12 protein-coding genes and 1 pseudogene are annotated in these 11,849 nt (G+C 41.8%); 3 read left to right on the forward strand and 10 right to left on the reverse strand.

Features of this window, described 5'->3' with window-relative positions; all coding sequences use genetic code 11:
• Positions 1–102: 102 nt before the first annotated feature.
• The 10 genes and pseudogenes from BT147_RS00890 to BT147_RS00935 all read right to left on the reverse strand — a co-directional run.
• Complete coding sequence (locus BT147_RS00890; protein ID WP_072329967.1) at positions 103–1,122, reverse strand: NAD(P)H-dependent glycerol-3-phosphate dehydrogenase; 1,020 nt, start codon at positions 1,120–1,122, stop codon at positions 103–105.
• 22 nt (positions 1,123–1,144) lie between these two features.
• A complete protein-coding gene (gene plsY, locus BT147_RS00895) occupies positions 1,145–1,732 on the reverse strand; it encodes a glycerol-3-phosphate 1-O-acyltransferase PlsY (protein WP_072329969.1) in 588 nt (195 codons plus the stop codon).
• Between the two features lie 27 nt (positions 1,733–1,759).
• Complete coding sequence (gene der / locus BT147_RS00900; protein ID WP_072329971.1) at positions 1,760–3,073, reverse strand: ribosome biogenesis GTPase Der; 1,314 nt, start codon at positions 3,071–3,073, stop codon at positions 1,760–1,762.
• Positions 3,074–3,163: 90 nt separating this feature from the next.
• Entirely contained in the window at positions 3,164–3,352 is a 189-nt protein-coding gene (locus BT147_RS00905; RefSeq protein WP_072329973.1) for a capping complex subunit for YIEGIA, read from the reverse strand.
• Positions 3,349–4,245 (reverse strand): YIEGIA family protein, encoded by an 897-nt coding sequence (locus BT147_RS00910; RefSeq protein ID WP_072329975.1) that lies wholly within the window; start codon positions 4,243–4,245, stop codon positions 3,349–3,351. Before BT147_RS00910 ends, BT147_RS00905 begins: the two co-directional genes overlap by 4 nt.
• Before the next feature lie 100 nt (positions 4,246–4,345).
• Positions 4,346–5,464 carry a 30S ribosomal protein S1 gene (gene rpsA / locus BT147_RS00915; protein ID WP_072329977.1) on the reverse strand — a complete coding sequence of 373 codons (1,119 nt, stop codon included), beginning with the start codon at positions 5,462–5,464 and terminating at the stop codon, positions 4,346–4,348.
• Between the two features lie 88 nt (positions 5,465–5,552).
• Positions 5,553–6,146 carry a lysophospholipid acyltransferase family protein gene (locus tag BT147_RS00920; protein WP_072329979.1) on the reverse strand — a complete coding sequence of 198 codons (594 nt, stop codon included), beginning with the start codon at positions 6,144–6,146 and terminating at the stop codon, positions 5,553–5,555.
• A gap of 1 nt (position 6,147) precedes the next feature.
• Positions 6,148–6,819: a (d)CMP kinase gene (gene cmk / locus BT147_RS00925; protein ID WP_072329981.1), complete on the reverse strand. Its 672-nt coding sequence runs from the start codon at positions 6,817–6,819 to the stop codon at positions 6,148–6,150.
• A 306-nt stretch (positions 6,820–7,125) separates the two neighbouring features.
• Positions 7,126–8,472, reverse strand: a complete 1,347-nt coding sequence (gene ypeB, locus BT147_RS00930) for a germination protein YpeB (protein ID WP_072329983.1) — start codon at positions 8,470–8,472, stop codon at positions 7,126–7,128.
• 15 nt (positions 8,473–8,487) lie between these two features.
• Positions 8,488–8,850 (reverse strand): annotated as a pseudogene (locus tag BT147_RS00935) (cell wall hydrolase); the annotation flags it as partial.
• 310 nt (positions 8,851–9,160) lie between these two features.
• Between BT147_RS00935 and BT147_RS00940 the strand changes: the two are divergent.
• From BT147_RS00940 to BT147_RS15350, 3 genes are all read left to right on the forward strand, one after another.
• Positions 9,161–9,790: a GDSL-type esterase/lipase family protein gene (locus tag BT147_RS00940; RefSeq protein WP_072329985.1), complete on the forward strand. Its 630-nt coding sequence runs from the start codon at positions 9,161–9,163 to the stop codon at positions 9,788–9,790.
• An 18-nt stretch (positions 9,791–9,808) separates the two neighbouring features.
• The gene (locus tag BT147_RS00945; RefSeq protein WP_072329987.1) at positions 9,809–10,996 is read left to right on the forward strand and encodes an acyltransferase family protein; all 1,188 of its coding nucleotides are present in this window, start codon (positions 9,809–9,811) and stop codon (positions 10,994–10,996) included.
• A 227-nt stretch (positions 10,997–11,223) separates the two neighbouring features.
• Positions 11,224–11,849: alpha-helical endospore appendage domain-containing protein (locus BT147_RS15350; protein WP_177239606.1), on the forward strand; the 626-nt coding region annotated here is incomplete at its 3' end.

The following is an 11,849-nucleotide window of genomic DNA, read 5'->3' on the forward strand; positions in this document are numbered from 1 at the left end:
CCCTGTACCCTCTATGCTCTATGCTCTGAATGTATGGTTTCATAACCTACTACAAAATATGTTAGTGCACCTCGATGTGGCACAAGGTTTTTGCCTATTTTGTTACCAACCTTGTACATAGTCTTGTAATTCGTGTGTTTTATCACGACTCATCAGATCCGTCAAAGCTTCTCTAGGACATTTGTCTGCAAAGAGAACTTCATACAACTGTTCGATAATCGGCATTTCAACTTGATAATGCTTCGCCATCGTATAGGTAGCTTCTGTTGTCTTGATGCCTTCCACTACCATCCCCATCTCTGATAGCACTTGATCCAGCTTTTTTCCTTGACTAATCATATTCCCAGCTCGCCAATTCCGACTATGCGGACTTGTACAAGTAGCAATTAAGTCACCTACGCCCGCCAATCCCACAAATGTATTTGGCTGTGCGCCCATCGCAAATCCAAGTCGCGCCATTTCTGCTAATCCACGTGTGAGCAATGCGGCTATCCCATTATCTCCAAACTCCATGCCACTACACAGGCCTGTAGCAAGAGCAATCACATTTTTAAGTGCCCCTCCTATTTCACAGCCGATCACATCTGTATTCGTATAAACTCGAAAATAGGAGTTCATAAAACAAGACTGTGCAATCTCAGCAGCATGTAAGTCTTTAGAGGCTACTACCACCGCCGTAGGAAGCTTTTGAATGACTTCCTCTGCATGGCTAGGGCCTGTTAAAGCAACAATCTGATTCGCATGCTCAGGTAGCTCTTCTGCTAATACTTGAGACATGCGCTTGAAGGTACGAACTTCCAATCCTTTGGAGGCATGAACAATCACCGCATTAGGCTTTAGGTATGGACGAACTTGTCGTGCTGTCTCTCTTAGCGATTGTGAGGGGACGACAAACACTACCACATCACTCGGCCGAACTATTTCGGATTGATTCGAAGAAGCTTGCAGAGAGGGCGCTAGAGAGGCTTTTGGAAGATAGCGTTCATTTGTATGATGGGTATTAATCTCCTGAACAGCTGATACACGCCTCGCATATAATCTGGTTTTATTTCCGTTTTCAGCCAACACAGACGCTAAGGCAGTTCCCCAACTCCCCGCGCCTAGAACCGCCACATTCTTCATGTTGGTGTTCACTCCCTACATACTAAATTTTTCTCTCGACACCTTTAAAAAGGTTGCTCAAATTCGAGCGATGACGCCAAAATGCGAATAGGGTAAACAACAAGCTTGTCCAAAGATAAACGCTCGGATAAGTGCCCACAAAATAAATCGCGATGGGTAACGTCACAGTAAATATGAGTGATCCCAGAGAGACATAACGTGTAATCAAAATGACAATAATCGCAATCACACCTGCTATGAGCGTAGCCTGAAACATGAGCGCTAAAAAGACACCCACCGTAGTGGCAATCCCCTTCCCACCACGGAAACCTAGATAGATCGGCCAGTTATGTCCTGCCACTGCAGCAAGCCCCGAAATCATTAAGACAATGGGATCACTTGCACTTAACCATTCCGCAATCAAGACAGAGCCAATCCCCTTAGACAAATCAAGAGCAGCCACCACAATTGCCGCTGTTTTCCCTAAGGTTCGAAGCGTATTGGTTGCCCCTGCATTTCCACTTCCATGTTCACGAATATCGATTCCACGGGTTATCCTTCCGGCCACATAACTAAAACTGATAGATCCTAGCAGATACGCAACTACAATGGGCACTACCCAATGAATCATATCTATTCCTCTCCCTGTATCGATCAATCAATTTTTCTTGCGCAGATAGATATTGACTGGAGTACCTTTAAATTCAAAGGCTTGGCGAATTTGATTATCTAGATAACGAATATAGCTAAAATGAGATAGCTCTGGGTCATTTACAAACAACACAATGGTAGGAGGCTTGACCGAAACTTGCGTCGCATAGTGGATACGTAAACGCTTTCCTTTATCTGAAGGGGGCGGTACAGCCATAATCGCATCGTGGATCACTTGGTTAATCACAGAGGTAGAGATACGAAGAGCATGTTGCTCTGCAACCTCTTGAGCCGCTGGAAGAATTTGCTGAACACGTTGTTTTGACTTCGCAGAGACAAACAGAATCGGAGCATAAGACATAAACTGGAACTCTTCACGAATTAATTTACGGTAATAATTCATTGTCTTATCATCTTTTTCAACAGCATCCCATTTATTTACTACAAAAATGGAAGCACGACCTGCTTCGTGCGCATAACCCGCAATCTTTTTATCTTGCTCTGCGATTCCTCGTTCACCATCTAAAACGATCAAACAAACATCGGATCGCTCAATCGCACGCATCGCTCGGATCACACTAAACTTCTCAATCGATTCATAAACTTTACCACGTTTACGTAACCCCGCTGTATCGATCAATACATACTCCTGACCCTCGTGCTCAAACGGAGTATCAATGGCATCCCGAGTCGTTCCCGCAACAGGACTCACAATCACTCGTGTTTCTCCTAAAATCGCGTTGACAAGTGAAGATTTCCCTACATTAGGACGGCCAATTAAAGAAATACGAATCGTTTCTTCATCGTATTCTTCATCAGTTCCTTCTTTAAAATGACTCACCACAGCATCTAGCATATCCCCTGTACCTGAACCATGCAGGGATGAGATTCCGATTACTTCGCCAAAACCAAGTGAGTAAAACTCGTACATCAAATCCTCGTGCTTAATATCATCCAGCTTGTTTACAGCAATCACCACTGGCTTTTTCGAACGATGCAAGAGGCGTGCAACCTCTTCATCATTCCCTGTTACACCATCACGTCCATCCGTCACGAGCAAAATGACGTCTGCTTCTTCGATGGCGAGCTCTGCCTGGTTTTTAATATGATCTAAAATTTCATCTTGTTCTCCAAACTCTAGACCACCTGTATCAATCAGATGGAATTCGCGTCCGTTCCATTCACTTTTACAGTAAATTCGGTCACGTGTAATCCCCGGCCGGTCTTCCACAATCGCGATTCGTTCGCCAGCCAGACGATTAAAAATAGTGGATTTGCCCACATTTGGTCGGCCAACAATCGCTACTACGGGTAAACTCATGACTTATATCCTCATTTCTTACTATGTATTCAGTTCGCTATCTCTTACTAACATACCTAATCTTAACGAGAAACTAGCGTTTTATCAACCTTAATCAGAGTGACGCACCAGTATGAAGGTAGTGGGGGCCACTTCGTGCACCATTGCGTCTAGGATCTTCTCTAGAGTAAAAGATTGTCTCTCCAGCTCTTCTCTGCTATCGACCACGAAAATAGGCGATCCGCCAGCTACTTTCTCTTTTTCGAGGGTCACAATGGCTAAAATTTTTTGATCACTCATGACATTCCACCCCTTGTTGCATTTGCTTGTAGTGGCTTCTTCATCGCACTCTCTAAAACAGGAACTTTTCCAATAATGTCAATGGCACGCTTCACATTTCGATCTTGTGGCAAGAGAAGGAGTCCAAGCCGGCCATCTTGTAGGTCGAGCTTCCCGAGAGGCGTGAGGGCTGGCTCCCCAGTATCTCGATACACACCAAGCACAGTCGATACATCATGCAAAATGGCTTGTCGTTGGCCAACATTAGACAGCGTAATTCGACTACTTGCGTCTTTGGGTGTTAATATCATACCAATCCCATTTTCCATAATCGCTTTTTTATCGCTAGATAGCCCTACGTTCATCAGATAGATATCCTCTACGTATAAACTAGCTCCATCTAATCGCAACTTTGCTTCTCGAATTTCTACGATGCTACTCATCATCTTACCAGACATAAAAAAACGACTACAGACGATACATACTATCCCTACAATTACTCCGACCGTTACATTCCAGTTGATCACGGTAAAAGAAGTAATAAGCGCTGAAGCAATCGTCAAGTAATTACGCCCTTCAAACACCATGGCGATTCCTTCAATATAACTAACACCACGTGGAACTAACTCCATTCCGTCGATATTCGTTAACATTGTTCTCTCCATATTGCGCACATCCCGAAACTGTTGCGCTGCTAATGCTAAGAAGGTAAACGCTGTAAAATCCTTCTTTATTAATGCAGGTATCGCAACGGATCCTAACCCCGCAGCAATAATCCCTAACGCCAGATGAATAATATATCCGTGTGGATAAGTAGGGTATTGCCTATAATCCGTTTGCAACAGATAAATCCGTGTACAAACACCAGCTAATCCACTAACAATAACCGCCATCATCAAATGATCTAGATTCATAACGATAAACCCCTTTACTCATATCACTAGTCCTTTCCGCTTATCGTTAGTCTAAACAAAAATAACCAGCCCATTCTTCCGAAGGGCTGGTAACTGTATCTTATTTAAAGTTTTTTAGATCTGGGAATACATCCCCTAATGTTACATTCATTTCTTCTACTTGCTGATTTTCCAATATTACGGGTTCTGGTTTTGGCTCGACTTCCTTCATGCTTAGGCTAATCCGCTTCTGTTCTGGAAGAATATCCAATACTTTCACTTGCACTTCTTGCCCTTCTGTCAAAACTTCACTAGGAGTACCGATGTGATCGTGTGAGATTTGAGAAATGTGTACTAAACCTTCCACACCTGGAGCCACTTCTACAAACGCACCAAATGTTACCAAACGTCTCACTATGCCTGTGATGATATCCCCAGCATTCAATTGGAGAGCTACTTTCTCCCAAGGACCTTGAAGCGTTTCTTTGATACTCAAGCTAATCCGCTCTTGCTCACGATCAATTTTGAGAACCTTTACTTTCACCTGATCCCCTTCTGTTAAAGCATCTGCTGGATGCTCTACACGATACCATGCAATCTCCGATACGTGAACCAAACCATCCACGCCACCGAGATCCACAAACGCACCAAAGTCTGTCAAACGTTGCACCGTACCTTCTAATACATCGCCAGCTTCAATATTCTCGAGAGCTAATTTCTTTGTCTTTTCCAATTCCTCTGCCAAAACCGCTTTGCGAGAAAGGATACATTTGTTTTTCTCACGGTCTAGCTCGATGACCTTTAACGTCACTTCTTCACCAACAAAACCACTAAAATCCTCAATAAATTTTATATCTACTAAAGATGCCGGGATAAATCCACGAACACCAACATTTACGACTAAGCCACCGTTGACCACCTCATGTACGGTAGCGTGTAAAGGTGCCCCTGACTTTAATTTTTCTTCTAGCAGAGCCCAAGATTTTTCTGCTTCAACGGATTTTTTCGAAACAATAAATTGATCCTCTTCTTCATTGTGGCGAATAATCTTTACCTCTAATTCTTGACCATCCGCTAGTACATCGGAGACTTGACTTACATGTACGCCAGCCAGCTCAGAGATAGGAAGAATAGCTTCACTTTTCCAACCAATATCAACAAGAGCTTGACTGTTTTCTACCTTTACCACTTTCCCTTGAATAACATCCCCAACCTGCAAGCTTTTCATTTCTTCCGTCATGACTACTCCTCCTCAAATCGAATAACAACTCATTATTTATATAGAGAAAGATCAAGCAACAAGGCATAAACCTTTGTATTTGATCCTATTACCGATATTGATGAAGTAATAATTCTACTTCCTTCTTCCAACGAGCACTCAAGCGGTCTACACCATCTGATGTCGACTTACCATCCACAAGGTACTCGGCAGGTAGAATAGGCTCCCCATACACGATCCGAATCTTTCGGAACAGACGATAGGGTCCAATAATCGCGACAGGAACAAGTGGAGAATTCGTGCGAAGAGCAAACATAGCCGCCCCCACATGTACCTTACGAATTTCACCTGAGTTATCACGGGTTCCTTGTGGGAAAATCCCGAGTACTTTTCCTTCTCGTAAAATGCGGATGGATGCCTTTAAAGCTTGTGAGTCTCCACCTCCCCGTTTGACAGGAAACGTACCGACTATGTAGAGCGCCTTTTTGATGATCGGAACCCGAAACATTTCCTCTTTCGCCATGAAATGTACTTGCCTAGGTAAACTAATTCCGAGTAGAGGTGGATCTAAGTTGCTAATATGATTAGGCGATACAACCGTCCCACCTGATTTTGGAAATTTTTCTACTCCTATTACTTCATATGGAAAGAAAACTCGATAAATCAGAGTGATGAGGAATCGAAGGAGTTTATACAACCACATATTACTCCGCACCGCCCATTTTGGTGCAACATAGTTCCAAGATCATCTCCACCATTTCTTCGATCGTTTGATCTGTGGAATCGATTAAGATCGCATCTTTTGCCTGTCTTAGTGGAGAAAAAGTACGGTTCCGATCATTTTCATCACGTTGCTTCATTTCTTGTAGCAACTTGTCATAATCAGGGGATTGATTCTTTCCTTGCAACTCCTCAAACCGACGACGCGCTCGCTCTTCAATCGATGCGGTAAGGAAGACTTTCACACGTGCTTGCGGTAAGACATGCGTACCAATATCGCGACCATCCATTACCACACTTTGCATCTGAGCAATCTCTTGTTGCTTTCGAACTAAAGCTTCTCTGACTCTAGGCATCGCCGCAATCGTAGAAGCGAAGTTTGATATTTCTGAGGTTCGGAGTTCATCTTTTAGAACTACATCACGAACCTTCACTCCACCTTCGACCAAGGTCATAGGGGTTGAAAGAGCCAACTCCGAAATTTCCTCTTCCTGATTAACAGTTAGGTGTTCCTCTAGAGCCAACCAAGCTATCGTTCGGTACATCGAACCTGTATCTACATATGGGATTTCCAATCGTTTAGCTACCCGTTTGGCTACTGTACTTTTTCCAGCTCCTGCTGGACCATCAATAGCAACTAATAAATGACTATTCATTACGACAACGAATCCTCCCTAACTTGCAGAGCGGACTACATGAAAAAGAGCAGGTCTCCCTGCCCGTCAATGGCAATCCAGATCGACAATTGACCTAGTTCCATGAGTCGACATCCACTCATGATCAAGCAGTATGTACTTCTTTTCTTATGAATCAGAAACTAGACAAAAAGTTCTGACCACAATTTACAAAAATGATACTTTTACTTTATTTTAGAATAGCACAGAGTATCGTGCTTTGCAATGAAAACAACCAGAAGCCAGGTAAAAAACACTGGCTTTCTAGCTGGCTTTGATTAGAGCTCCTCATGTCTGTTCTGGCTCTTCTTTTTCTATTTTCTCAACAAACTCTTCTTCGCCTGTATCTCCATTGATAAAGATTCGATACTGATTATCCTTTAACGTGCCTAAGAATTCATAGCAGAGTGCTTCTTTTCCATCTTCGCCATAGATATAAGCTTGGTTGGTACCCGTTACTTTCAAATGAGGATTTACTTGCTTACGAGCCTGTGCATGAGTCAGAGTCGGCTTTTCGAATATACGCTCTTTGCGATTAAATACATACTCGTCTGCTTGGATTCCAATAATCTCACCGTTATCCAATGCAATTTTGAGAGCTAAGGCTTCTGGGTAGATGAGAATATTCCCTTCCTTATGTACCATGCTAAGAGTAAGAACATGATCATCTTCAATGTGCGAAATCGGCACCATTCCCTCATACCCCATCTTCTTTAAGAAGGACTGCGCCTTTTCTAACGCCTGCTCACGGTTTAACTTCGACTCCTTGACTGGACGATTATATAACATCCAAGTAACATGTCCCTCGGTACGGGTTAAGTCCAGATTACAAGGTCCATTTTTCCCTTCAAAGCTAATACTATAAACCGGGAAATCCCCCTTTTCAGCAAATGTCACTTTCATCCCTTCTGTAGAACGATCTAGAAGCTTGGCTGCTTTCTCTTTCGCTTCTTCTTCAGAGATATTACGCCCTTTTAAAGTCGTAAACTTCTCTTTCTTACGAACTTCTAAGTTGTTAACCGTCGGACCCCAATCTACTTCTGGAAATTGCACAACCATATTGTTTACTGCTTTAAAACCATCAATAATCGTATGGTCCAGCTTCTTATCCTCCGTAGCAATAGCCAATTCTACATCCATCCAACGTAAATTTTTAGAAAGAACCTGTGATTGCACTTCATTTAACTTCCCTTTAATTTCGGTTGCGTTTTGATAAAGCGTACTTAGTGTTTGGTACTCCTTTTCCGAAAGGGGTTCTTTATTGAAATCCCTCACTCCAGCAGAATAAGAGAACATTCCCATTCTTCCTAAAAACTTTTGTGTATCGTGAAAGGGCATCAAACTAAGGGGAAGCTGAGCCACATCACTTTGAGCCGCATAAGTAAGTCTCCATACATTGGTCAAGGAATCAGAGAGATGCTTTTGCGAGTTAATCGCCAGCACTTTTCCAACTTCACCTTGCAAGGAATCCATATGATTATTTAATTCATGAAAAGCTCTTTGATACTGGTTCTCGGCCTTAATCAGAATCGAACTTTTCTCTTGGTATTCTTTATATGCCCAAGCTCCTGTACCAAGGAGCACTACGAGTGCAATAGGAAGGAAAACGCGAGCTATTTTACCATACGTAGACATAAACTTTCTTCCTCCTTAGCGACAAAATATATGTTTGCCGATCTTTTTCACTTGTGGGCGAGACCAGATCCATTTGGATGTAGCGGTAACAGGATTAAAATAATAATTACATCCAACCGCTGGGTCCCAACCCCCAATCGCATCTCTAGCTGCTTTATACGCTGACTCGTTTGGCTCCAGCCAAATCTGTCCATCAGCCACACAAGTAAAAGCTTGTGGCTGAAAGATCACTCCAGAGATCGTATTAGGAAACTGTGTGCTATCCAAACGATTTAATACGACTGCCGCTACTGCTACTTGTCCTTCATAAGGTTCTCCTCGGGCTTCCCCATGAACCGTTCGAGCTAATAATGTAACGTCATTGCTGGAAAAACCCTTATAACTTTTACCTGCATTAGCTGCCTGAGCAGGCGTTGTTTCGGAGCTACCAACAAGCGACATCAGTAGAAAAGCAGCCACACTACCCACAATCCACTTTTGAAATTTACTATTCATCATGACGCTCCTATCTTTAAAACTTGAAATATTTGTCTCTAGTTTGAGCGCCTGAATTTTCCTTTATGCATGGAATGTAAAAATAGAATCTCACACCCCAAATTTTATATAAAATCGATTTAATCTTTATCTCATCTTCAACTCTCTGTTTTATAGTCCTACTGTACACGAAAAAAATAAGGAGTTGGACAGAGTGAAAAAAATATTGATGTCTTTATTCGTAGGTATCTTAGCTGTATCAGTTGTAGCTTGCGGAGGAAAAACAAACCTGAAGTCAACAGAAAATAACACAACACAAGAAAGTAAAGTAGCCACAACGAGCAAAAATACTGATTTATTTGTTGGGGATTCACTTCTAAAAGGATTACCTGAATTTGCCGGAAAAGAGAATGTCATTTCAGTTGATGGAACCACTGTTCAATTTGTCATTGAACAAAACATGAAAGAAATCCTAGATAAAAAGCCTGAGAACCTCTATTTATTATTAGGCTTGAACGATTTATCTTTTCCAGTTAAAGATCCAGTAAAAAAAGAAATGAATGAATATGAAAAACTAATAAAACAACTAAAAGAAAAAGCTCCCCAGATGAAGATTCATATATTATCCCTTCCATCTGGAACATCTGAGGCCTTGAAAAAAAACCCACAATATAAAAACATCCCTACCGTAAACAAAAATTTAGAAGAACTTGCTAAAAAAGAAAATGTCCAGTATGTTGATTTATCCTCTTTGTTAAAGGAAAAACCAGACCTATATGGTGAGGACGGCATTCATTTCAAAAAAGAATTTTATCCAATTTTACTCGAAAAAATTAAAAAATAATGAAGGGACAGATCTACCATGCATGGCATCAAGACAAAGGAGTCTCAATCCCTTCCGTTAAATGATAGATATGTCCCTGGATTAGATGGATTAAGAGCATTCGCTGTACTAGCAGTTGTGATTTATCATTTAAAACTAAATCATTTTGCACAGGGGGGACTTATTGGAGTAGGAATCTTTTTCGTCCTATCAGGATATCTCATTACTGATATACTCATTACACAGTGGAGAAATAATAGAAAAATTGACTTACATGATTTCTGGATAAAACGCGCCCGACGATTACTACCCGGGTTACTTTTCTTATTAATCGCTGTTGTGATCGGGATAATAGTATCTAACCCTTCCCGATTAGCAGACCTATGGGGAGACCTGCTGGCATCTCTGTTATATATTACGAATTGGTGGTTCATCGTCAGTGACGCATCGTACTTTTCTCATTTCACTGCCCCCTCTCCTCTACTACACCTTTGGTCTCTAGCAGTAGAAGAGCAGTTTTATCTCATTTGGCCGTTTCTACTAGCATTAGGACTTGGTGTTATTAGAAAACAGAAATGGATTGTTATGTTAATCCTATTAGGAGCATTTATCTCTGCGCTGGCTATGGCGCTTCTATATCAACCAGGATTACTTGATCAAAGCCGAATTTATTATGGTACCGATACTCGTGCATTCGCTTTACTCATTGGTGCAGCACTCGCTTTTTACTGTCCCATACAAAAGATTCCAGAGAAGATCGCTACTTCCCAGAGCATAAGAGTAGGCATCAGCCTACTTGGAACAGGAGGATTCATCGCTTTATTATGGATGATCTTGTTTACAAACGAAGTGGATCCTTTTCTTTACAAAGGGGGTATGGTCCTTCAATGCTTAGCAACCGCGTCTCTCATTATGGCAATTGTTTACCCTTCAGCAAAATGGTTTCATCGGATTTGGGAATGGGCTCCGCTAAAGTGGTTAGGAATTCGCTCCTACGGGATTTATTTGTGGCATTTCCCTGTACTAGCAATTCCCCTCCCTACCATACTAGAGGGAGAGGAACACTCGATCATTCGTGCTATTATTCAGATCTCTGCCATTATCATCATAGCAGCCCTTTCTTGGAAGTTTATTGAAAAACCAATTCGATACAGACATACAAAGTCACATGAAAGCATTCTAGAAGATCAAAAAAAAATCACAAATATCCCTTCTCGTCCTGTGTGACAAGAAGGGATATTTGCTATCTAACTACCGTACGAATCGCATCCATAAAGCAATCTAATTCATAAATAATCCGTTCAAAACACGACCACATCCACGAAAGGAAGCCCTTCAACCAATTGACTGTTTCCCTCCCATTCCTTATAGATCCACAAAGTACTGATTCTTTAAATATAAGAATATATTTATCCAAAGATTTTTATTCAAAATGAGGGGAGGGGGGTAAATAAATGTCTCAAGCGAATATACCTAACATTTCACCCAATATTTCAATTACGAGAGAAGATGCAATCAATCTGTTGCTGTCATCTATTGCGTTGGAAGAGTTGGGTCTTAGCCATATTATTAATGCGGAAGGCGAAAAGCTTCAATACGTTCTAGGGACTCTACCTGGAGTGTCTGCTACGTTTCAACCCTCCATTACTGACTTACTTGCGATTAATGAAAGCGTACGAGACACAATTAATGTAATTGGGAAGAAAGAGTGGATTTTAAATGAAAAATTAGAAAATGTTTTAAATACGGATGTAACAAGAGGGCCTACTGGTTCCGTAGGACCAACGGGAGCTACTGGGCCATCAGGAGGGCCTCCAGGACCAATAGGAGTCACAGGATCTCAAGGACCAGCGGGTCCAATTGGACCCACTGGGGCTACAGGACCATCAGGAGAAACGGGGGCTACAGGACCGACAGGAGCTTTTACTACGGGTGATTTCTTATTTTTGGTTCAAGGTAACTCAGGTACAAACGGAAGCGTTCCACTTAGTTTTGGAGATACACTAAATTTTATATCAAATACACTAGATATTATCGTAGCACCTGGTTCCGCAAATGTGAGACTAGAAGTTCCTACTGG

Source organism: Thermoactinomyces sp. DSM 45891, assembly GCF_900119485.1.
Lineage (GTDB): Bacteria > Bacillota > Bacilli > Thermoactinomycetales > Thermoactinomycetaceae > Baia.

Excerpts from the sequence above, each read along its gene's own strand:
- BT147_RS00890 (WP_072329967.1), bottom strand. The coding sequence starts at position 1,122 with ATGAAGAATGTGGCGGTTCTAGGCGCGGGGAGTTGGGGAACTGCCTTA.
- plsY (WP_072329969.1), bottom strand. The coding sequence starts at position 1,732 with ATGATTCATTGGGTAGTGCCCATTGTAGTTGCGTATCTGCTAGGATCT.
- der (WP_072329971.1), bottom strand. The coding sequence starts at position 3,073 with ATGAGTTTACCCGTAGTAGCGATTGTTGGCCGACCAAATGTGGGCAAA.
- BT147_RS00905 (WP_072329973.1), bottom strand. The coding sequence starts at position 3,352 with ATGAGTGATCAAAAAATTTTAGCCATTGTGACCCTCGAAAAAGAGAAA.
- BT147_RS00910 (WP_072329975.1), bottom strand. The coding sequence starts at position 4,245 with ATGAATCTAGATCATTTGATGATGGCGGTTATTGTTAGTGGATTAGCT.
- rpsA (WP_072329977.1), bottom strand. The coding sequence starts at position 5,464 with ATGACGGAAGAAATGAAAAGCTTGCAGGTTGGGGATGTTATTCAAGGG.
- BT147_RS00920 (WP_072329979.1), bottom strand. The coding sequence starts at position 6,146 with ATGTGGTTGTATAAACTCCTTCGATTCCTCATCACTCTGATTTATCGA.
- cmk (WP_072329981.1), bottom strand. The coding sequence starts at position 6,819 with ATGAATAGTCATTTATTAGTTGCTATTGATGGTCCAGCAGGAGCTGGA.
- ypeB (WP_072329983.1), bottom strand. The coding sequence starts at position 8,472 with ATGTCTACGTATGGTAAAATAGCTCGCGTTTTCCTTCCTATTGCACTC.
- BT147_RS00945 (WP_072329987.1), top strand. The coding sequence starts at position 9,809 with ATGCATGGCATCAAGACAAAGGAGTCTCAATCCCTTCCGTTAAATGAT.